This window comes from Rhodococcus sp. 5A-K4 (genome assembly GCF_046097995.1).
Lineage (GTDB): Bacteria > Actinomycetota > Actinomycetes > Mycobacteriales > Mycobacteriaceae > Rhodococcus_F > Rhodococcus_F erythropolis.
Map to the genome: position 1 here is coordinate 145,946 of NZ_JBJURM010000005.1, position 21,280 is coordinate 167,225.

At 61.0% G+C, this 21,280-nt stretch carries 17 protein-coding genes and 1 pseudogene; 8 read left to right on the forward strand and 10 right to left on the reverse strand.

Going from position 1 to position 21,280, the window contains the following annotated elements; all coding sequences use genetic code 11:
- Positions 1-47: 47 nt before the first annotated feature.
- The 4 genes from ACKAMS_RS08955 (at position 48) to ACKAMS_RS08970 (ending at position 5,199) form a co-directional block, all read left to right on the forward strand.
- Positions 48-1,487, forward strand: coding sequence for an aldehyde dehydrogenase (locus tag ACKAMS_RS08955; protein ID WP_133727731.1), 1,440 nt, complete (start codon positions 48-50; stop codon positions 1,485-1,487).
- A gap of 127 nt (positions 1,488-1,614) precedes the next feature.
- The gene (locus ACKAMS_RS08960) at positions 1,615-3,015 is read left to right on the forward strand and encodes a 4-hydroxyphenylacetate 3-hydroxylase N-terminal domain-containing protein (RefSeq protein ID WP_264613857.1); all 1,401 of its coding nucleotides are present in this window, start codon (positions 1,615-1,617) and stop codon (positions 3,013-3,015) included.
- Between the two features lie 32 nt (positions 3,016-3,047).
- Positions 3,048-4,031 carry a nitronate monooxygenase family protein gene (locus ACKAMS_RS08965; RefSeq protein WP_069146935.1) on the forward strand — a complete coding sequence of 328 codons (984 nt, stop codon included), beginning with the start codon at positions 3,048-3,050 and terminating at the stop codon, positions 4,029-4,031.
- A 16-nt stretch (positions 4,032-4,047) separates the two neighbouring features.
- Positions 4,048-5,199, forward strand: coding sequence for an acyl-CoA dehydrogenase family protein (locus tag ACKAMS_RS08970; protein ID WP_047888209.1), 1,152 nt, complete (start codon positions 4,048-4,050; stop codon positions 5,197-5,199).
- 78 nt (positions 5,200-5,277) lie between these two features.
- Here the strand turns inward: ACKAMS_RS08970 and ACKAMS_RS08975 are convergent, their stop codons facing one another.
- The 7 genes from ACKAMS_RS08975 to ACKAMS_RS09005 form a co-directional block, all read right to left on the reverse strand.
- Entirely contained in the window at positions 5,278-6,054 is a 777-nt protein-coding gene (locus ACKAMS_RS08975; protein ID WP_264613855.1) for an enoyl-CoA hydratase, read from the reverse strand.
- A gap of 138 nt (positions 6,055-6,192) precedes the next feature.
- Entirely contained in the window at positions 6,193-7,287 is a 1,095-nt protein-coding gene (locus ACKAMS_RS08980) for a CaiB/BaiF CoA-transferase family protein (RefSeq protein WP_264613854.1), read from the reverse strand.
- On the reverse strand, positions 7,284-8,831 hold the full coding sequence (locus tag ACKAMS_RS08985; RefSeq protein WP_069146932.1) for an acyl-CoA synthetase: 1,548 nt from the start codon (positions 8,829-8,831) through the stop codon (positions 7,284-7,286). Before ACKAMS_RS08985 ends, ACKAMS_RS08980 begins: the two co-directional genes overlap by 4 nt.
- A 59-nt stretch (positions 8,832-8,890) precedes the next feature.
- A complete protein-coding gene (locus ACKAMS_RS08990; RefSeq protein ID WP_019749696.1) occupies positions 8,891-9,859 on the reverse strand; it encodes an NADPH:quinone oxidoreductase family protein in 969 nt (322 codons plus the stop codon).
- A gap of 199 nt (positions 9,860-10,058) precedes the next feature.
- Positions 10,059-10,895 carry an SDR family oxidoreductase gene (locus ACKAMS_RS08995; RefSeq protein ID WP_019749697.1) on the reverse strand — a complete coding sequence of 279 codons (837 nt, stop codon included), beginning with the start codon at positions 10,893-10,895 and terminating at the stop codon, positions 10,059-10,061.
- A 40-nt stretch (positions 10,896-10,935) separates the two neighbouring features.
- Complete coding sequence (locus ACKAMS_RS09000) at positions 10,936-11,727, reverse strand: maleylpyruvate isomerase N-terminal domain-containing protein (protein WP_019749698.1); 792 nt, start codon at positions 11,725-11,727, stop codon at positions 10,936-10,938.
- A gap of 13 nt (positions 11,728-11,740) precedes the next feature.
- Positions 11,741-13,195 (reverse strand): aldehyde dehydrogenase, encoded by a 1,455-nt coding sequence (locus tag ACKAMS_RS09005; RefSeq protein ID WP_408988901.1) that lies wholly within the window; start codon positions 13,193-13,195, stop codon positions 11,741-11,743.
- Between the two features lie 115 nt (positions 13,196-13,310).
- On the opposite strand from ACKAMS_RS09005, the gene ACKAMS_RS09010 reads away from it, so the two are divergent.
- Positions 13,311-14,315: an AraC family transcriptional regulator gene (locus ACKAMS_RS09010; RefSeq protein WP_019749700.1), complete on the forward strand. Its 1,005-nt coding sequence runs from the start codon at positions 13,311-13,313 to the stop codon at positions 14,313-14,315.
- 42 nt (positions 14,316-14,357) lie between these two features.
- Here the strand turns inward: ACKAMS_RS09010 and ACKAMS_RS09015 are convergent, their stop codons facing one another.
- Positions 14,358-15,209, reverse strand: a complete 852-nt coding sequence (locus ACKAMS_RS09015) for a crotonase/enoyl-CoA hydratase family protein (protein WP_408988902.1) — start codon at positions 15,207-15,209, stop codon at positions 14,358-14,360.
- A gap of 175 nt (positions 15,210-15,384) precedes the next feature.
- On the opposite strand from ACKAMS_RS09015, the gene ACKAMS_RS09020 reads away from it, so the two are divergent.
- The 3 genes and pseudogenes from ACKAMS_RS09020 to ACKAMS_RS09030 all read left to right on the forward strand — a co-directional run bounded on the left by ACKAMS_RS09020 (position 15,385) and on the right by ACKAMS_RS09030 (position 19,023).
- A complete protein-coding gene (locus ACKAMS_RS09020; RefSeq protein WP_408988903.1) occupies positions 15,385-15,972 on the forward strand; it encodes a TetR/AcrR family transcriptional regulator in 588 nt (195 codons plus the stop codon).
- A 656-nt stretch (positions 15,973-16,628) separates the two neighbouring features.
- A pseudogene (locus ACKAMS_RS09025) lies at positions 16,629-17,992 on the forward strand (MFS transporter).
- A gap of 149 nt (positions 17,993-18,141) precedes the next feature.
- The gene (locus ACKAMS_RS09030) at positions 18,142-19,023 is read left to right on the forward strand and encodes an A/G-specific adenine glycosylase (protein WP_024487744.1); all 882 of its coding nucleotides are present in this window, start codon (positions 18,142-18,144) and stop codon (positions 19,021-19,023) included.
- On the opposite strand, the gene ACKAMS_RS09035 is transcribed toward ACKAMS_RS09030, so the two are convergent.
- Entirely contained in the window at positions 19,020-20,042 is a 1,023-nt protein-coding gene (locus tag ACKAMS_RS09035) for a hypothetical protein (RefSeq protein WP_408988904.1), read from the reverse strand. The two genes, ACKAMS_RS09030 and ACKAMS_RS09035, sit on opposite strands and share 4 nt — an antisense overlap.
- 70 nt (positions 20,043-20,112) lie before the next feature.
- Positions 20,113-20,928 (reverse strand): hypothetical protein, encoded by an 816-nt coding sequence (locus ACKAMS_RS09040; RefSeq protein WP_020723634.1) that lies wholly within the window; start codon positions 20,926-20,928, stop codon positions 20,113-20,115.
- Positions 20,929-21,280 lie beyond the last annotated feature (352 nt).

The window sequence follows — 21,280 nt, forward strand, 5'->3', positions numbered from 1 at the left end:
CGTGAGCGCCCCGATCCCCGCACACCCACCCACCGCAAGGAGCCTGCATGATTCTCACTCACTCCGCCCTTTACATAGACGGAACCTGGCAATCACCGACGACTTCGGACGCCATCTCGGTGCACTCGGCCAGCACAGAAGAGAAGATCGGCAGCGTGCCGGGCAGCGCACCAAACGACGTCGATTCTGCCGTCGCGGCGGCGGGCCGGGCCTTCCGGACGTGGTCGCGACTCGAGCCTGCCGACCGAGCCGACGCCTTGGATCGATTTGCCGCAGCCTTGGGGCGTCGCGCCGACCTCACAGCCCGATTGGTCAGCCAGCAGAACGGAATGCCCGTATCGATCTCCACTGTCGCTGAAGGACAGGGACCTTCAGGGCTTTTGAGCTATTACGCCGCGCTTGCCCGCACGACCGAGCTCGAAGAACCCCGTCACGCGCTGGCCGGAACGGGAACCACCATCGTTCGGAAAGAACCGATCGGTGTTGTTGCCGCGATTGCACCGTGGAACTTCCCATCTCTTCTCGCAATGATGAAAATCGCCCCCGCGCTCGCATCGGGATGCACTGTCGTACTGAAGCCGTCACCCGAGACCTTGCTCGACGCGTTCGTCCTGGCGGAGGCCGCAATGGAGGCCGGTCTTCCTGCCGGTGTTCTCAACATCATCACCGGCGGACCCGAAATCGGCAAATACCTCGTCGCTCATCCGGGTGTACACAAGGTCGCGTTCACTGGCTCTACACCGGCAGGCCGACACATCGGAGCAACCTGCGGACAACTTCTGCGTCCGGTATCGCTCGAACTCGGCGGCAAGTCCGCCGCAGTCATTCTCGACGATGCGGACCTCGACGCGACGATGGCAGGTTTGGCGACGGCATCGTTGATCAACACCGGACAAACCTGCTACGCCTCGACAAGAATTCTCGCGCCCGTCGGACGCTACGAGGAAGTGCTCGATGCCGTCACCACAATGGTCGAGTCGCTGCCGGTGGGCGACCCGTTGGATCCCACCACCTTCATCGGCCCTCTCGTGAGCGCCGGGCAGCGCGAACGTGTCGAGTCCTTCATCGCCGCAGGCACTGCGGAAGGCGCACGGATCACGACCGGCGGATCACGACCGCGCACACTCGAACGCGGATGGTTCCTGGAGCCAACCGTTTTCGGTAACGTCTCCGCAAACCACACGATTGCAACCGAAGAGATCTTCGGCCCCGTACTCTCTGTCATTCCATACACCGACGAGGCACAGGCCATCGCAATCGCCAACGATTCCGAGTACGGCCTCGGTGGAACCGTGTGGACTGCCGACTTCGACCGCGGGATGGAAATAGCCCGCTCAGTCGATACTGGTTCGTTCGGGATCAACGGCTACACACTCGATTTCGGAGCACCGTTCGGAGGCACCAAGGCGAGCGGCATCGGTCGCGAGCTTGGACCGGAAGGCCTGGCCGCATACTTCCAGACCAAATCGATCTTCACCACGGCCTGATTCGTCACCTGCGCCATGAGTGGCCGGAAATCGTCGAGCACATGATGATTGCACACTTACTTAACGATCGTTAAGCTAGGTTCAATGCAGTAACCGCTACAGAAGATCAAGGAAGTATCCAGTGGCCGTGCGATCCAGTGACCAGTACCGAAAAGGGCTCAGCGACGATCGCCGAGTCTTCTACCGAGGCAAGAAGATTTCCGATGTCTACGCCGAACCCGAACTGACTCTCGCAGTGGACCATTCGGCACTGTGCTACGACATCGCCGACGATCGCCCCGACCTCGCGGTCACCGATGTCGACGGTGACCCAGTCAGCGCGTTCTACGTGGCGCCGACATCTGCGGACGATCTGATTCGTCGCGGCGCCCTGATCGAGGAAGTATCGCGGCGCGGCGGCGGAACCATCGTCCTCAAAGAGGTGGGCAGCGATGCGCTGTTCGCCCTTCTTCGTGCAACCAGCGGTGAAGGTCTCGAGAATGCGCGCGCTTTCTACAAGCGGGTCTGCGACGGCGATCTCGCACTCGCCGTCGCGCAAACCGACGTCAAGGGTGACCGGTCACTTGGACCGCGCCAACAGGCAGACCCAGACCTCTACCTGCACATCGTCGACGAGGACGCCGACTCCATCACCGTGCGCGGCGCGAAGTGCCACACTTCGTTCTCGGCGAACGCCGACGAGTTGATCGTGCTGCCCACCCGCGCGATGGGCCCCGAAGACGCCGATTACGCAGTGTCCTTCGCCATCCCGATCGACACACCGGGTCTCGAGCTGTACGTCTCTCCCTACGCAGCCGGAGAACGCAACTCCTTCGAATTTCCGATCTCCACGAAACACAAACTCCTCGAATCGCTCACCGTCTTCAACGATGTCCGAGTACCGAAGAATCGAGTCTTCCTCAACCGTCAACCCGAACTTGCCGGACCACTCGCGTTGGCGTTTGTCGATTACCACCGGTTCACCGCCATCAACTACAAGTTGCCCCTACTCGACATCATGGTCGGAGCAGCTTCACTGATCGCCGAGGCCAACGGCATCAGCAAAGCAGGCCATGTGAAGGGCAAGATCACCGAACTGATCACCTGGAGCGAGACCGTGCGCGGACTGGCTCAACTCGCCGCCGTTCGATCAAAGCCAGGAGCACACGGTGTCAGGCAACCAGATCCGCTTGCCGTCAACATGGCCAAATACCACTTCGCACATGGATTCCACAACGCGGTCGCCATCCTCACCGATCTCTCAGGTGGCCTCCTCGCCACCGGCCCCGGCGGTGAAGACTGGGACAATCCCGAAATTCGTGTAGTTCTCGAAAAATACTACGCTGCAGCAGTTCCTGCCGAAAAGCGTCTCCGTCTGCTGAACTTCATTGCGGATCTGACCGCCCGCGACTACGGCGGATATCAGTCAGTCCTGGCCACGCACGCAGAAGGATCACTCGAGGCCGAGAAACTGCAGATCTCACGCTCCTTCGATCCGACGAGGGCACGCGAATACGTCAGTGACCTCGCCGGAATATCCCACCTCTGACCATTCGTCCCGAGAGAACAACAAGGATTTTCATGATCTCGACAGCATTCACGGAAACGTTCGGCGTTCGCCACCCCATCGTCCAAGGTGGAATGCAGTGGGTCGGCAGAGCAGAACTCGTTGCAGCCGTTGCCAATGCCGGCGCATTGGGATTCATCACTGCACTCACGCAGCCGACGCCGGCCGACCTGGCGAACGAAATCGCCCGATGCCGCGACCTGACCGACCAACCGTTCGGCGTCAACCTCACAATTCTGCCGTCGATCACGCCACCGCCGTACGACGAGTACCGCCAGGTGATCGTCGACTCAGGCGTGAAGATCGTCGAGACCGCAGGTTCCAATCCCGGTCCTCACCTGCCGATCTTCCATGACGCCGGAATCAAAGTGCTCCACAAGTGCACAACAGTCCGGCATGCGGTCAAGGCACAGGATCTCGGTGTCGACGGAATCAGTATCGACGGATTCGAGTGCGCCGGCCATCCAGGGGAAGACGATGTCGCAGGCTTGGTCTTGATTCCAGCGGCCGCAGACAAGATTTCGATACCCATGATCGCTTCCGGCGGCTTCGCTGATGCACGTGGTCTGGTCGCCGCGCTGGCGCTCGGAGCAGACGGCATCAACATGGGTACGCGATTCATGTGCACCACCGAGTCTCCGATCCACCAGAACATCAAAGAAGCCATCGTCGCTGCAGACGAAACACAGACCGAACTGATCTTCCGACCACTCCGCAATACTGCACGCGTGGCAAGCAACATCGTCAGCCGAGAGGTTGTCGACATACTCTCCCGCGGCGGACAATTCGAGGATGTGCGCGACCTGGTAGCAGGAGCGCGTGGGCGAAGCGTCTACGAAACCGGTGATCCCGACGCCGGCATCTGGACGGTCGGCACATCACAGGGGCTGATCCACGACATCCCCACCGTCGACGAGTTGGTCCAGCGCATGGTGTCCGAAGCAGAGGTCATCATCGGGGCACGCTTGCGTTCGATGACCGAACGCGTTTCCGTCTAGGACAGGAGAGCAACCCATGCGTCGAACACTGTTCACAGCCGACCACGAGGCCTACCGAGAGACTGTGCGCGAGTTCATTGCCCGCGAGATCACGCCTCACTACGACAGCTGGGAAGAAGCCAGGCTCGTCGACCGATCAGCGTGGCTCGCGGCCGGCAAGATGGGTATCGTCGGCCTGGCCGTCCCCGAACAATACGGAGGCTCGGGTGAACTCGACTACCGGTACCGGTACGTGGTCGCCGAAGAGATCGCCCGTACCGGTACCACCTCGTTCGGCGCCGGACTCGGCCTTCAGGACGACATCGTCATTCCGTACATCGCCGACCTCGGCACAGACGAGCAGAAAGCACGTTGGCTACCGGGTATGGCTGCCGGTGAACTCATCTGCGCCATCGCGATGACCGAACCGGGTACCGGCAGTGATCTGCAAGGCATCAAGACCTCCGCCGTTCGAGATGGCGACGACTGGATCTTGAACGGGCAGAAGACATTCATCACCAGCGGAATTCACGCCGACATCGTCATCGTTGCGGCCCGCACCGATCTGAAAGCGGGGTCGCGGGGATTCAGCCTCCTCGTGGTCGAACGTGGGATGGACGGATTCACCCGCGGTCGCAAACTCCACAAGGTGGGGTTGGCGGGTCAAGACACAGCCGAGCTGTCGTTCGACAACGTAAGAGTCCCGGTAGGCAACCTCCTGGGCGAGGAGGGCGGAGGCCTCATTCATCTCATGGAGCGTCTTCCCCGTGAGCGTCTGTCGATCGCCGCGAGCGCAATCAGTTCCGCGCGTGCGGCCTACGAATGGACCAAAGACTACGCGTTCGACCGCACCGCCTTCGGCAAGCCGATCGGCGACTTCCAGAACACTCGATTCGCCCTCGCCGAGATGCTGACCGAGATCGACGTGACACAGGCATACGTCGACAACGCAGTCCTGGCCATCAACGACGACCAGCTGTCAGCAGTCGAAGCGGCACAGGCGAAGTGGTGGGCCAGCGAACTTCAGAAGCGCGTCGTGGATCGATGCGTACAACTACACGGTGGATACGGCTACATGATGGAGTACCCGATCGCCCGGGCGTACGTAGACAGCCGAATCCAGACCATCTACGGCGGAACCACCGAAATCATGAAGGAGATAATCGGTCGCGACATCGCAAAGAGTTGATCAGCACCGAGAACGACCGTGGTCCCGAACATCCTGTGTTCGGGACCACGGTCGTTGTAAGCGCCGTTCTCGCTTCGTCTATCCGAAAACTGCTGCGCGCTTTTCCTGAAACGCCGCAACACCTTCGGCAAAATCACCACTACCCAACAGGTCGATCTGGCCTATGCGCTCGCGTGTGAACGCATCACCGAGTTCGGTGAGCGTAGCGTCGTTGATCGCCTTCTTGGTAAACCGAAAAGCAGGGGACGACCCGGCGACCAATCGGTGCGTCAGGTCTGCCAATTCCACCGCGAAGGCGTCGTCCTCGCACACGTGTGAGACCAGGCCGCAGTCGAAAGCATCTCGAGCGGATAATCTTTCGGCCAGGAGCGCCATGCGCATCGCGCGCGCGCGACCGATCGACGCTGCCACCAGTGCGGTAGCTCCACCGTCCGGCATCAATCCCACCTTGGTGAACGCGAGCAGAAAGTAACTCGACTCCGCCGCGAGCACGAGGTCGCACGCCAAAGCCAGCGAAACACCCACACCTGCAGCAGGGCCTCGTACCGCAGCGACCACCGGAAACGGAAACTCTCGAATGGCCTGCACCAAGGTATTGGCGGCATCGATCGTGTCCGCCGACGGCGGACCGGACAACGTCACGTCCGCGAGGTCCGCGCCCGTGCAAAAGGCCTTGCCCTCTCCTTCGAGAACCGCCACCCGCACATCCGAGGATTGTGCGTGCTCGACGAAGATCGTGGCAAGTCTCTCCAGGGTTTCGGTAGTCAACGCGTTCATTCGCGCTGGCCTGTTGACAACTATGCGGAGCACCCCGCCGTTTCGGCTCGCGTAGACATCCGGTCGCGTTTCGGTCATTGAAATTCCTTGTCAGTCAGACTCGATCGAGTTGTGCTACAAAAGTTGATCTTCGCGATCCATCGACGATGAGTAGGGGGCAACGTAAGAACGATCGAGAGAGGCTGTCGCGACATTCCTCGCCTGTACTTCTTCCCCTCAGCCGCCCAGCCAATCCTTCGTCACGACGGTGGTGTCGGCCCCGGGTGGCCGAGCACCTGACGGCTGTGCAGTCCTGGAACGGGAGAACCGCGGCGCGGGTGCCGCCTGCACTATTCCGTCGGCCTCGACAAGAGTTCCCCGCTGGGCAAGATGCGGATGCAGCGCGGCTTCGGCGGGACTCAGGACAGGAGCAACACAAGCGTCCGTCGATTCGAACAGCGTTGCCCAGGCGTCTCGCGTGCGCGACGAAAACGCCTCCGTGAACCGTTCTCGGATTGTGGGCCAGCCCCTTCGATCCATCTGTTCAGGCAACGATTCCGGCGCGATATCCAGGCCTTCGAGGAGCGCCGCGTAGAACTGCGGTTCGAGGGCACCGACTGCTACGAACTTACCGTCCGAACATTCGTAGGTGTCGTAGAACGGCGTGGAACCGTCCAGGAGGTTGGTTGCACGTGAGTCACTCCACTGTCCGCTCCCTCGCAACGACCACATCATCTGCGCCAACACCGAAGTTCCGTCGACAATTGCGGCATCGACCACTTGTCCTTTGCCCGAACTCTCTCGCTCGTACAAGGCAGAGACGATTCCGACGATCAAGAACATGGAGCCACCGCCGAAGTCCCCGACGAGGTTCAGCGGAACCGTGGGTTTCTCGGCCGGACCGATGGCGTGCAGGACTCCGGTCAGCGCCAGGTAAGTAATGTCATGCCCCGCCCGCTGCGCGAGTGGGCCGTCTTGGCCCCATCCGGTCATACGTGCGTAGATCAGCCGGCTGTTGAGTTCGGTGCACACGTCGGGACCGAAACCCAGCCGCTCGGTCACGCCGGGCCGAAAACCTTCCAGGAGCACATCGGCTTTCGAGACGAGGGCCCTCACCAGCTCTCGGCCTGACTCGGTCTTGAGGTCGGCTTCCACCGACCGTCTCCCCCGCAAAAGTTGGTCCTGCTCCCGTGGCGAGATCTCGAGTCCACCAGACGGACGCTCGACTCGAACTACGTCCGCTCCGAGATCTGCAAGCATCATCGCAGCGTGTGGCCCCGGCCCCAACCCTGCGAGTTCCAGCACTCGAACACCGTGCAACGGGCCGCTCATCCGACGGACACCTTCCCTGAATAGCGCTCGCGCAGTTTCCCTTTGACTAGTTTCCCGGTCGGAGTTCGAGGTAGATCCGTACTGAACACGAGTCGCCTCGGCAACTTGTACTTGGCGATCTGTCCGCGCAAATGAGAAAGCAGTTCGTCGCGAAGCGCATCGCCGGCTTCGGCTTCGGGGACTGGCTCGACGACAGCCATCACTATCTCCCCCATCTCGTCGTCGGGCAACCCGATCACCGCCGCGTCCAATACCGAGGAATGCTCGATCAGCACGTTCTCGATCTCCTGCGGGTATATGTTCACACCACCCGAGATGATCATGAAGGACTTACGGTCGGTCAGAAACAGATAACCCTCCTCATCCATGAAGCCGACATCACCCGTAGTCGTCCAGGTCGGGTGGGCGGGATGCTGTGCTTCCTGGGTCTTTTCGGGCGCATTGTGATAATTGAAGGGCAACTCGTCACGTTCGAAGTACAGCGTACCCACCTCGCCGGAGGGTAGATCTTCGCCGTTCTCCCCACATACGTGGAGCACTCCCAGGGCGGCTCGCCCCACTGTGCCCGGCTTTCGCAGCCACTCGTCCGAGTGAACAATGGTCATGCCGTTGAGTTCCGTCGAGGAGTAATATTCATCCAGAATGGTTCCCCACCAATCGATCATCTTTCGCTTCACATCGACGGGGCACGGTGCGGCTGCGTGGACGGCAAGTCGCAGAGACGATATGTCGTAACGGTCTCGGGTTTCCTGTGGCAGTTTGAGCATGCGCACGAACATTGTCGGCACCCACTGGCTGTACGTGACGCGATAACGCTCGATGTATTCCAGGGCCTTTTCCGGATCGAACCGATTCATCATCACTACGGTGCCGCCCAGCGCCTGGACCGACGCGCACGTCCGGAGCGGAGCGGCATGATAGAGCGGCGCCGGGGACAGATAGATGTCGTCTTCGGTTACACCCCAAACACTTTGGTTCATTGTCGTCATCTGATCGCCGGGATCCTGTATCCGGCGATTCGGTAGAGCCGGCTTGATGCCCTTGGGACGGCCGGTTGTTCCCGACGAGTACAACATGTCGGCGCCGCGCGGTTGATCCGGGAGCGGTATGTCCGACTCCATGTCAGCCGCCTGGTCGAGGGAGTCGTATCCGTCTAGTTGACCGCCGAAGGAAAGCCTGGTCACCTGCCGGGGAACGAGGTCGGACAGCGTCTCTGCCAGTTCGCCCAGAGCAGCATCGACGATGACTACCTTTGCCTCGCAGTCCTCAACGATGTATGCACCTTCCGGAGCGGTCAGGTGCCAGTTGACCATCGTCAGGTAGACACCGGATCGCATAGCCGCCCAGTAGATGTCGAAGACCTGAACGTTATTGGTGGCGAGCACGGCCAGGTTGTCGCCTCGCCGCAACCCGAGTCCGTGGAGCACTCGCGCAATCCGAATCGAATTCGATTCCAGTTGCGCGAACGTCACCGCTTCACCGGTCTCGGCAACGATTACCGCGGCCTTATCCGGGTTTGTCGCAACATACGCTCCGGGATACATGGTTTACTCCAAGGTTCGTTCGCTAAGGTCATTTGTTCACAAAGTTGTTCGTGTAGAGATCATTCGAGAGACAGCGCGACTTTTCCTACCGCCGTACGCTCACTCAACGACTTCAATGCATCGGCGGCACGCGCCAAGGGGTAGAGGGTGGGCTCGGGCACCCTCAGAGCTCCGGACTCGAGCAGGGGGTAGAGCTCCTGCCATTGACGCGCCAGATATTGGGGATCGGTTTTCAGATATTCACCCCATCCTGCACCGGTAACCGAAATATTCTTCAGGAGAAGTCGATTGACTTTGACCGTGGGAATATCACCGCCGGTGAATCCCAAAACGACCAGGCGACCGTTCGGCGCAAGGCTGCGCAGGCTGTCGGTGAAGCGGTCACCACCGACCGGATCGAGAATGATGTCGACACCGCGCCCATTCGTGATCCGTTGGACGCGTTCCTTCCACCCGTCGACCGACACGACGTGCGTTGCCCCGGACTCCGCGGCGATTTTCTCCTTCTCGCCTGTACTCACGACAGCGACGGTCTCCAGACCCAGCGCTGACGCGACATGCAACGCGGCCGTACCCAACCCACCGGCCGCGCCGTGAATCAGGACGGTCTCGCCGGCACGGTATCGCGCGCGTTCGTCGAGGGCGAAATGCGCGGTCAGATAATTCAGGAGAAATCCCGAGCCGGCCGAGAGCGAGACCGCATCAGGCAGAGCAAAGACATTGGACGGCGCGACCGCAACGGTCTGCTGCCACGCGCCTTCCCCGGTCGTAAGCACGGCCACGCGCCGCCCGGGTGTGAAGCCGGACCCTGGCGGCGCGCTCCGAACGGTACCGGCGCCCTCAACGCCTAGCGCGCAAGGTAATTCGCGCACCGTTTGGTAGCTGCCCGTGGTCTGGAGAAGATCGGGGAAACTCACTCCGGCGGTGTGCAGATCAATTACCACCAGTGCCGGATCGACAGGTTCGTCGACATCGACCAACGACAGACCTCCGGGCCCCGTCGCCTCCACCAAGTGGACTGCTTTCATTCAAACTCCTCGGACTGGTCCCGGCGACTTCGTTGACAAACGGAATCCGCCGTAGCAACAGTTTAACGATCGTTAAGTAGGACTCTACGGCGACAGGCAGACCATGGCAATGACGTCTGACCGCGGGATGCCCCCGGGCCGTAGTCCTCGACGATGTTCGCGAAGCCACACTGGCAGAGAGCGGTTTTCGATCAGGTCGTCAGTACAGGTAATCCTCGCCGCTGGCGCGCACGGTTATGTCACTGATGCTGATACCCCATGGTTGATCGATGATGTGAACAACAGCGTCAGCCAGGTCGTCGGGCTTGATCAGCCAGTATTCGATGGAGTCGACGTCCTTCTGCCCGGGGCTGAGGGTGCCGTCGGTTAGATGCCCGACGTTCTCCATGTAGGTACCCGCACGTTGACCGGTGAGACCGAGGATCGCGTTCTCGTTGACGATCCAGCTCGCCAAGTTTGTTCCTGTCACGCCTGTGGGCTTGACCGTCGTCACCTTGATCTTGCCCTTGGCTTCGATTCGCAGTGAATCCGAGATCGTGGTGACTGCAGCCTTGGTCGCGCTGTAGACGCCGGAACCGTCGATGCCTGCGTTTCCGAAGATCGACGAGATGTTGACGACTTGACCGCGTCCCTGCTCGATCATCTGGTCGTATACGGCCGAGATTCCGTTCACGACGCCCTTGATGTTGATGTCGATTGCCTTGTGCCACTTCTGCCACGCACGTTCGTGATCGGCGAAATACGCGAGAGGCATGACGCCTGCGTTGTTGACGAGTACGTCGAGCGCTCCGTACTCCGAAATGCCGTGCTGCGCCGCAGCGATGACCTGATCCATGTCGGTGACGTCGGCAATCTTGTAGGTACCGGTGAATCCCGCGGCCGCGATACCGTCGAATACAGTCTTCAGGCCCGCCTCGTTGATGTCCACGCCGACGACTTTGGCGCCCTGCGCTGCCACCTTCTCGGCGATGAGTTGACCGAACCCACCGCCTGCACCGGTGATGAGAATGACCTTGTCCTGCAAGTACTGAGACATAACTGTTTCCTCTTGTTCTGGATCTCGGGTTCGTTGTGGGTCAGACGATGTCGATGGCATCGAGGACTGCGGCGACGGTCTTGCGGTCGCCGGAAACCTCGACGGCAGACCGCCATGCAGATCGAGTGGTCCCCCACCGCAGGAATTCGGTGGCCTGGGTGGTCGCGACGTTCTCCGGCACGTCGTCAGCTTCGGTGACGGTCACTCCCCCATCGCCATGAGAGATGACAAAAGTGCGCTCGGTGGCGCCGTTGAGGCGCAGTGCCACAGGCGATGTCAAGGCGGCGGCGACAGCTTCGCCGCACATCTGCGGGAGCCCCGCAACCATCCAGTCGATCGCCGGATCGACAGCGGCCGCCACGTCGATCTCACCGTGAGGAAACGGTCCGAACGGCGACAGAAGATCCGACGTCAAATGGACGAGATGGTCGAACGACACTGCGTCACTGAGCTGATGAAGGCGATAAGTCCCGAGGTCGAGCATCTCGAGTGTGTTGTTGCGAAGCTCCTCTGTCTGCAGCGCGGCCAACGTCGCGAGTCCCGCTTCGGATTGTTCCCGGTAGTAGTCCAGGATCTGCTCGTGCGGTAGATCGGCACGCTCGCGGACGGCAGCGTCGTTGAGCCGCTCGGACTTTCCACTGGGGTTCGGCGGGAACACCAGATCCGGATCGGCGATGAAGTTGAAGAAGAACGCCATGTGACCGATGAGATCGTGGACGCGCCAACCGTGGCACGCACTGTCTGCTTCCCACTCGGTGGTGCCGAACTGCTCGGCGATTTTCAGTGTGTTTTCTGCCAGCGCACGAGCGCCGGCGAGTCCTGCGTCGGACATGGTGGCTCAATTCTTACGAGGATGCGAGGAAAATGGATTTGAGCTGCTGGTACGCCGCGAGCCCTTCGGGACCGAGTTCACGACCCAGGCCGCTGGCTTTGACTCCACCGAACGGTGAACCCCAGTCGAGGTTGAAGGTGTTGACACCGAACGAGCCGGTCTCGACACGTCGAGCAATTGCGATACCGCGTTCCTCGTCGGAGGTCCATACAGTCCCACCGAGGCCGTACTCGGAGTTGTTGGCAAGCGCGACAGCCTCATCGACGTCGTCGTATGAAATGACTGACAGCACCGGCCCGAATACTTCCTGCCGTGCGATGGTGCTGTCGTTGTCGATATCGGCGAACACCGTGGGCTGCACGAAGAATCCGGTGTCGAGGTCGGCGGGGCGTCCGCCACCCGTGGTGACAGTTCCGCCCTCCGAGCGTCCCTGGTCGATCAAGGACAGCACACGTTCCTGTTGCCTTGCGCTCACCATCGGGCCGACGAACGTCGACGGTTCCATCGGGTCGCCGACCTGCAGACCCTCGGCCATTGCGGTAATGGCGTCGACGTACGTTCGACTATGGCTGCGGGGAACCAAGATTCGAGTCGACATATAGCACGTCTGCCCACTGTTGAGCAGGGATGCAGTTGCCAGACCGGTTACCGTCTCCTCGACATCCGCGTCGTCGAGGACCAGGGCCGCCGACTTGCCACCCAACTCCAAGGTAACGGGGCGAAGCATACCGCCACACACCGTGCCGATGTGTCGACCGGCCGCAGTGGATCCGGTGAAGGCTACCTTGTCGATCCCGGGATGCGCCACGAGATACTGACCGATCTCCGGTCCGCCAGTCACGATGTTGATGACACCCGCGGGAAGTTCTGCCGCAATGGCGGCCTCGGCCAATATATAGGAGTCCAAGGTGGTTTCGGGAGAGGGTTTCAGCACGACGGTGCATCCCGCAGCAAGAGCCGGGGCGATCTTGAACATCGAAAGCACAGCCGGGAAGTTCCAGGGCGCGATGGCAGCAACGACACCGATCGGCTCGCGTCGCACGATTGTCGTACCCGGCATCGGTTGGCTGGCCCGTCGCTCTTCGGTAGGCATCGACTCGGCGAGGCCTGCGTAATAGCGCAAAAGCTGGACGGGTGCGCCCCCCTCGGCGAAACGGGCGAGCTCGATAGGCATGCCGTTCTGGTGAGTGACCGCCGATGCGCGGTCTTCGGATCGTTTCTCGAGTTCGTCGGCGAACCTGCGGATGACACGCGCACGTTCGGCGGGGAAAAGATCGGCCCAGTCATTCCGTCGCAACGCTTTTCGAGCCGCTGATACAGCTGCGTCGACATCCGTCGATACGGAGGCGGGGAACGATCCTATCTGCTGCTCCGTGAAAGGTGATACGGCTCGGATGATTTCGGAAGTATCCGGCGCTCTCCACAGTCCATCGATGAACAGTGCAGTGCGGTCGGTGAGTGTTGTCATTTCTGGCTCCTCCAGGGATGGCGCTCGACGTTGAACCAGCCAACCTGTGTTGATCATCACTGCTCAGAGGACGAGAAAATTGACATCATGCGCCAATTTATTTACATTTCGACACATGGCAGATCTGATCAGTGCCTCGTCGCTGACGCGACTGCCCGAGTTGATCTCCGAACTCGGCGGAGATCCGTACGAATTCCTCGACCGTGTGGGCATCGATCCGGCCATCATCGGCGCGTACGACCACTTCTTGCCGTTCAGCGCCCTGTCCACGCTGCTCGGACTCTGTGCGGATGAATTGGAGTCGCCCGACTTCGCACTCAGGCTCGCAGGCAGACAGGACCCGGACATTCTCGGTCCGGTTGCCATCGCGGCCCGCAGTGCCGAGACAATCGGAGATGCGTTGCACGACGTCGCCCGATACGCGCACGTGTACAGTCCGGCGTTGGCGGTCGATCTGACAGTCGGCGACACCGAGGTGTCCTACGGACTCGACACCGTGCTGCATCGACTTCCGTATCGGTCCCACGTCGTGGAACTGGCGATGGGCGTAACGCTTCAGACGTTCCGGATGATGGCCGGCCCGGATTTCCATCCGACGCAAATCTCGTTTCAACATCCACGGATCTCCGAAATACGGAGGTACGTCGAGTATTTCGGTTGTTCCGTCGAGTTCAGCTCGGATCGGAATCTGTTGACCTTTCCGCGCGGAGTCATGCATCGCCACCTGCCCCGGGTGGATCCGTTGGCCTACGACTTCGCCGTGCGTTTCATGGCAGGTCGAGATCCGGATGTGGCGTTCCACGACGCGGTGTCGGCTTTGATCGTGCGTTCCCTGCCTGCAGGGGCAGCCACACTGAAGCAAGTCGCGACATTGATGATGCTGCACCCGCGAACATTGCAGAGACGATTGGCGTTGGAAGGCAAGGCGTTCGAATCGCTCGTCGACGATTCACGACGCGAACTCGCTCTCGGTCTTCTCTCGAACAGAGACGTGTCCCTCTCCGAAGTGTCACGCCAACTCGGCTATTCCGAACCGAGCACCCTCACTCGAAGCTGTAGGCGTTGGTTCTCCACAACGCCCCTGGAGAAGCGGAGGGCACTTACCCGCCGCGCTGGTTGACCGCATGAGCTACGACGCCGACGGTTCGAAGGTCGTAGCGGCTCACCACCGGGGGCGTGGGAGATGGGATGAGAACAGATCTGGCATTGCGTCACTGCAACGGTCAGGAAACACCGCCTCTCGCTTTTCCAGAAACGCCTCAACACCTTCACGAACGTCAGCCTGAGCACCGCGAGCATTAATTCCGATGCTCTCGACGCGATGCGCGACCATGGGATGTTCGACTCCCAGCATGCGCCAGATCATCTGACGCGACAGGGCAACCGATACCGGCGCGCTGTCACGGGTCAGGCTATGCGCGAGCGCCGTCGCCTCCCCTAGAAGATCTTCGCGCGAATGCAGTCGGTAGACCAACCCGGCCGAAAATGCTTCCGTAGCAGTGAAGATCCGTCCGGAGTAGATCCAGTCGAGGGCTCGCTGGAGCGGAACCAGTTTCGGCAGCAACCACGACGAACACGACTCGGGCACGAGTCCTCGCCGATTGAAGACGAAACCCATCCTGGCGTCGTCGGCGGCCAAGCGAAAGTCGGCCGCAAGAGTCATGGTGATACCCACGCCGACCGCCGGTCCGTTGATGGCCGCAATGATCGGCTTCAATGAATCGAACATCCGCAGGACGACGCGTCCGCCGCCGTCCCGACGTAGATCGTCACCGTCCGCGTCAGTTCCGTTCGACTCGGCGCTCCATTCGGTGAATGTCTCCGCTCCCGAGGACAGATCTGCCCCCGCGCAAAACGCGCGGCCCGCTCCCGTCAGGATCACCGCGCGCACAGCGTCGTTCGCGTCGGTGGAGTCGAATGCTTCGATGAGCTCGTTTTCCATCGTCGTGGTGAATGCGTTCAGCTTGTCCGGCCGATCAAGGGTGATCACGGCGATACCGTCTTCGATACTCATCGATACGTGTTCCACAGGTACCTCTTTCTCCGGGTGGCGATTAGCGAACGATAATCGGTATTCTGCCCATATCGGCAGTTCAAGACGGTTCCTTTCCATCAGGTGTGTCCCGCGACTGTTCGGCTCTAAGCTGGGCAAGACGCAGGCACCGAGGAAATGAGAAGGAAACCGAACAATGAGTGGGTCGAAGACAGTCGTTGTCCGGCAACTCATACTCGATTCCGCTGTCCGAAACATGAACGAGCGCGGCTATCACGGGACGTCCATGCGTGATATCTCCGCCGGCGCCGATCTCACTGTCGCGTCCATCTACCACCACTTCAAATCCAAGCAGGAAATCCTTCAGGAAATCATGATTCGGGCGCTCCACGACGCCATCAGCATGACCCGCAGTGCACTGCTGCGCTCCGGCGGCGACCCGAAAGACCAACTGCAAGCAATCGTCCGCGCTTGGGTCATGTTCCATACGACCAGGCGCGAAGACGCCCTCGTAGGAGCGACAGAATTGCGTAGCTTGGACGAATCGGGTCACCGTCTGGTCGTAGCCCTGCGCGACGAGCAGGAAGGCATGTTTCGCGACGTCGTCGAACGCGGCATTGAAGAAGGTGCTTTCCACACTCCATTTCCCCGAGATGCCGTGCGCGCCATTATCAACATGGGGCAGCAAGTCTGTGTGTGGTGGCGCGTCGACGGACCGATGAATGCGGAAGATATCGCGTCTCGGTACTGCGCATTGGCGACCGCGATGATCGAATCAAGCTGAGCTGGGCGACACCTCCGCCAAAGAAGATCTGAAGGCCCGAAGACCCGAAGGGCTCCAGGACAGAAGCCACATAACGCCGTCGATGTGCGAGACCAGCGTGCCTCGACTTTCGTCCGCACCCCGCCGCTCGAATCGGTATCTCCATTCCTGAGACCTGCATCACTGACTAATCATCATCTCAGGCGAACGATCGTTTGGCAACAGATTCCGAATCGCACCATCCCTGCGGAGAAAGTCGCTGCAAAAGCGCACTTTTCCCGACTATTGACATTTAACGATCGTTAGGTCAATGATGACTCGCAGCCGAACGATCGTTTGGCAAATTCGGAACGAAGGAGTGCGGGCCACATGACCACCTCCGCATTGCCACGAGATGACGCTGCACACGTCGCCGGCGGCCTCGACGTGGTCACCTTCGCCACCCGAATTTGCGAGCGCCTCCGGTACGGCAATGGCGGCGAGATATGACTTCTCGTATCGAAGAACCCACTCGCACTTGGATATTGCGTCACCACCTTTCGACCCCATACCCGGCGAGCACGATTCCGTCTGGTGCCGGCGCTCGGGACAAGCTCGTCGTCGGCCGCACACCGAACTTGCCGCAACTCACGTCCTGACCGAACTCAACTGAACGACCCCACAGAGAGCGAATCGCGATGACCAACAACACCGAATCTGCGGTGGAGCGCCCGGGCAGATCTCGGCGCGCGTCCTTTGCAGCCGCTATCTCCACTTCCCTGGAGTGGTACGACTTCTTCATCTACGCGACTGCCGCCGCGCTCGTGTTCAACTCGACGTTCTTCGCCACCGACAGCGAGGTGGTCGCTGCAATGAGTTCGTTTGCCACCGTCGCAGTCGGATTCATCGCCCGTCCTATCGGTGGTGTGCTCGCCGGTCATTTCGGTGACCGGTACGGCCGAAAGCCGGTGCTCGTTGCCGCCGTGGTCCTCATGGCTGTGGCAACCTCCTTGGTTGGTTTCGTCCCCAACACCAATGTCGTGTGGCTTGCCCCGGCCATTCTCGTGACGCTGCGAATCTGCCAGGGCTTGGCCGTGGGAGCACAGTGGGGCGGGGCCGTATTGCTGGCCACCGAGAACGCACCGGCGGACCGCCGCGGGCTCTTCGGCAGCTTCGCCCAACTCGGTGTTCCGATCGGTGTGGTGCTGGGCAATATCGTGTTCCTGGTCCTGACAGCAACTCTTGCGGCTGATTCGTTCCTCTCCTGGGGATGGAGGATCCCGTTCTGGATCAGCTTGGTCATGCTTCCAGTGGCATTCCTCATCCATCGCTATCTCGAAGAAACCCCCGAGTTCAAGGCACTCGCAGAAAAACTCGCCGAATCGCCGGTCGTTCGGAAGTCCCCCATTCTCGAAGTGCTCAAGAAGAATCCAGGCACAGTCCTCGCTGCAGCAGGCGCCAATGCCATCGGCGTGATCTTCTTCTACACGATGATCACCGGTTCGGTTCAGTTCGCGACCACCTACCTGGAGATACCGCGGTCGACGGTCCTCACCTACATCCTGATCGCATGTGCAATACAGATTCCCCTGGTTCCGCTGGCGGGATATCTGTCCGACCTCTACGGTCGCAAACTAGTCTTCGGCCTCGGCACCGCAGCCATGATGCTCTGGGGTATCCCGATGTGGCTGATGATCGGTGGATCCAGCCCGGACACGATCTGGCCGTTTGCCGTCGCGGTTATCGTCGGCGTAGTAGCAATGTCCCTCCAAACCGGCACGCAGGGAACACTATTCGCTGAACTGTTCCCACCGGAGATTCGATTCTCCGGCGCTTCACTCGGTTATCAGATCTCGCAATCATCGGAGGTTTCGCGCCGATGATCATGGTGATGCTGATCAACGGAAATCCGGACAACGCATGGAAGGTCGGTTCCTTCCTCGCCGCTGCCGGTGCTATCGGATTGATCTGCCTCTACGTGATCATTCGCCGATACTCCGGAACCTCGCCGACCGTCGCAAGCACCCGTGTGGAGACCGCGAACGCTCAGTACGCATCATGATCAACCTGGGGTGAGTGGTCTCGATGCCACTCACCCCAGGTTTTCGGGTACGAGAAATGACTGTCGGCGACTGCCGATAAAGTGGCCCCCACAAGTCGACGTGTCCTTCGTCGACCAGGAGCACAGGTTCGAGGAGTGTGTCGGTAGCAGTGGCAGTGGAATCTTCGGTGCTACTGAAGTGGTACTCCGAGACGGCTCGTGACCTGCCGTGGCGACGCGAGGGCGTCAGTGCCTGGCAGATCCTGATGAGCGAGATCATGCTCCAGCAGACGCCGGTGGTGCGCGTTGCGCCCATCTGGGAAGAGTGGGTGGAGCGCTGGCCGGTACCGTCCGCGATGGCAGCGTCGAGTCAGGCAGAAGTACTTCGCGCGTGGGGCAAACTTGGTTACCCACGACGCGCGCTTCGGTTACACGAATGCGCGGGCGTCCTGGCCGCCGAGCACGGTGACGTGGTACCGGAAGACGTCGACACCCTGCTCTCGCTACCGGGAATCGGTTCGTACACCGCCCGCGCCGTGGCGTGCTTCGCCTACGGACAGCGAGTGCCGGTGGTGGACACCAACGTACGACGCGTGGTTGCGCGAGCCGTCCACGGCAATGCGGAACCAGGCAATCCGTCCAACACACGCGACCTCGCCGACGTCGCGGCGCTGCTGCCACGGACACGAGCGCGCGCCGCCACCTACAGCGCCGCTCTCATGGAACTCGGTGCACTGATCTGCACTGCGCGGACGCCGAACTGCGAGAACTGCCCTTTGCCGAACTGCGCGTGGGTCGCTTCGGGCAAACCGGCACACACCGGACCGCCCAAGAAGGTGCAGAAGTTCGCGGGCACCGATCGCCAAGTTCGCGGAAAATTGATGGCCGTTCTGCGCGAGAGCCACCGTCCGGTCGAACGCGCGCAACTCGACATCGTCTGGCCGACCGATCCTGGTCAGCGTGACCGCGCACTACATTCCCTGCTGGTCGACGGACTGGTCGAGCAGACCGATGACGGCCTGTTTGCACTGGCTGGAGAAGGTACGCCCTAGCCCACTCGCATCGGGTCGCATGCTTCTGCTGGTTCGACGGTCTGGGGTGGTGTGACATCAGGATCCGAACGCCGAAACGCAGCGGGAACGACGGGTACCACCGGGTCGCAAGGCGGGAGCGTCAGGATCGGTAGGGCCGCTCCGGACGGTGGCCCGCTCGTCGGGTTCGCCGGCTCGGCGCCGACGTTCGGGCGATCAGTGGACACCGCTCGCGACCCGTCCGGCGACAGAGCGATCAGCAATCCCGTCAGCATGAGCAGGAGCGGCAGCACTATTGCCGCCGCCCACCGGATTCTGTTGACGGGCTGAACAGCCGCGCCGCCAGCGGACCTGACCTCACTCCCCCGACCGGCCGCTACCAGCGCAGCGCCTATCGCCAGTTGGGCGCGCTCGCCGAGATACAGGAAGCCGAGCCCTACCGATTCGGCGGCTTCGGCGGACAGCTGCCGAGACTCTTCCTTCACCAGCATCGCGACGAGCATCTTGGGCACGGGGTCTCGTTCAGCGACGAGCAGGTCCAATGTCGCAGCAAATGTCGAGCTGTCTGTAAGCAACTCGGCGGTTGCGTAACGGTGCGCCGAGTCCACGACGCCGGCGCTCGGATCGATGGCAGCGATCACAGTCTCACCGCTGTCCGGCCAGAATGCGAGAATCGGCGAAATACCATTCAGGGCGTCGACCGTCCGCAAGTAGGCAATGCGAGCGTCCAGACCGTTGACCAACTCGATGTTCTCGAAAGTGCTGGAGGACAATGAACCCGGGACAAATTCGCGCACGTCCGCGCGCTCGCACATCACTCCGACGACGGTGGGGCACAGGTTCGAGCGCAGGGCCCGACCGGTGGCGACCTCGGCAGCGGAGGCGAGCGCGCGTGCCGACGCTTGCGCAGAGGGAACAGTCCCGTTCGCGCCCCACGGATGACGGAACTCGTCGATCGAGCCCAGAAGGGGCGTGTCCGCATCTACGAGAGCTGTTGAAATGGAATTGTTTTCGAATACCACGCCCAGGCTTTCACGCACTGGATCCTCCATCGACTGTTTCCAACTGGTTCTGAACTGTTTCAGGTGTTGCTATCACTGTGGAGCTGTATCAGAACGTCAGGCCACCGACCGCCATTGCGCCTGGTTCCAACACCACGTCCACCGGCGCTCGGCCGTCGACCGTGACGCGATACGTCCCCGGCAGGAGTCCGACAAACGAGAAGCGACCCTCGAACGGTTTCACCGTCCGCGCTATCGCGTGCCCGCATTGATCGACGCCGTTGATCACCACCGCCTCCGAGATGCCCGACGTCACCAGACCTGAGATCCGACCATCTGCCGAGACAGCTGTCCCCTGGTCTCTCCGACCACCAACAGAATTCCCTTGTGGATCACACACTCCCGGGGTGGTCGCCACCCGCACGGTGACATCGTCCGACCGCACGCGAGCCGCCCCTCGATCTGCGGTGACCAGTGCAGCAATCGATAGACCGTCGGCGTCTTCCCGCTTTCCCGCAGTCATTGTCGCTGTCCGGGTGAAGTACCGGTCCGCTTCCAGATTGCCTATCAGGCAATGTAACCCGAACTCGTCGACACCCGAGCCATCTTTGCAGTAGTCAGGCACGGACGGTAGAACGAAACCTCGAGGCACCGGAAGCTGCACGACCACGTCCGAGAGCGGGTTGCCCCGGACGCCGATGTCTACGACATACGTCACCGGATCACCCTCTCGGACAATGCCGTTGGACGGTCCGGTATCGAGCCCTGGACCGTCACCGGGGTCGAAGGGCGGCGCACCGTCAATCGCCGTCAACTCGACGGTGAAGGGAGAAGCGGACTCTCCCTCGGCTGCCAATCGAACATCCGACTGCATCGGTAGCGCACCGAGCGCAGCTGCGCCGACAAGTAACACTCCTGTCACCACGACTACGCCTCGCACTCTTCGGGCGCACGCTCTCGGTCGGAGTCGGACCGTAACCGCCTTCGACCCCACCACTGACAGACGAGTTCTCACGACACTCCTTCGATGGCCGACCCTCGGGGCCCGGTCGGGCACTCTCGACCAGATTTGGCGAATCCCGAGCTACGTTCAATAGAAGTCGCTCGAGGGACTCGAAAGCCAATGGTGACGGCATGATTATGTGGGTGAACTTCTCTCACCCGGGGTGAAGTCGCGGGTGAATTGCCCGGGATGACACGCTCTGGATTCGCACCAGCTACGCTCCTCCATGTAGATAGATGGATCGAGACAATCCGCCCAAATCCGCCAATTAGCG

Coding starts and splice junctions, on each gene's coding strand:
- ACKAMS_RS09005 (WP_408988901.1), bottom strand. CDS start 13,195: ATGACAACACTCACCGACCGCACTGCACTGTTCATCGATGGACTGTGG.
- ACKAMS_RS08970 (WP_047888209.1), top strand. CDS start 4,048: ATGCGTCGAACACTGTTCACAGCCGACCACGAGGCCTACCGAGAGACT.
- ACKAMS_RS08975 (WP_264613855.1), bottom strand. CDS start 6,054: ATGACCGAAACGCGACCGGATGTCTACGCGAGCCGAAACGGCGGGGTG.
- ACKAMS_RS08980 (WP_264613854.1), bottom strand. CDS start 7,287: ATGAGCGGCCCGTTGCACGGTGTTCGAGTGCTGGAACTCGCAGGGTTG.
- ACKAMS_RS09020 (WP_408988903.1), top strand. CDS start 15,385: ATGAGTGGGTCGAAGACAGTCGTTGTCCGGCAACTCATACTCGATTCC.
- ACKAMS_RS08990 (WP_019749696.1), bottom strand. CDS start 9,859: ATGAAAGCAGTCCACTTGGTGGAGGCGACGGGGCCCGGAGGTCTGTCG.
- ACKAMS_RS09010 (WP_019749700.1), top strand. CDS start 13,311: ATGGCAGATCTGATCAGTGCCTCGTCGCTGACGCGACTGCCCGAGTTG.
- ACKAMS_RS08995 (WP_019749697.1), bottom strand. CDS start 10,895: ATGTCTCAGTACTTGCAGGACAAGGTCATTCTCATCACCGGTGCAGGC.
- ACKAMS_RS09015 (WP_408988902.1), bottom strand. CDS start 15,209: ATGAGTATCGAAGACGGTATCGCCGTGATCACCCTTGATCGGCCGGAC.
- ACKAMS_RS08965 (WP_069146935.1), top strand. CDS start 3,048: ATGATCTCGACAGCATTCACGGAAACGTTCGGCGTTCGCCACCCCATC.
- ACKAMS_RS08985 (WP_069146932.1), bottom strand. CDS start 8,831: ATGTATCCCGGAGCGTATGTTGCGACAAACCCGGATAAGGCCGCGGTA.
- ACKAMS_RS08955 (WP_133727731.1), top strand. CDS start 48: ATGATTCTCACTCACTCCGCCCTTTACATAGACGGAACCTGGCAATCA.
- ACKAMS_RS09000 (WP_019749698.1), bottom strand. CDS start 11,727: ATGTCCGACGCAGGACTCGCCGGCGCTCGTGCGCTGGCAGAAAACACA.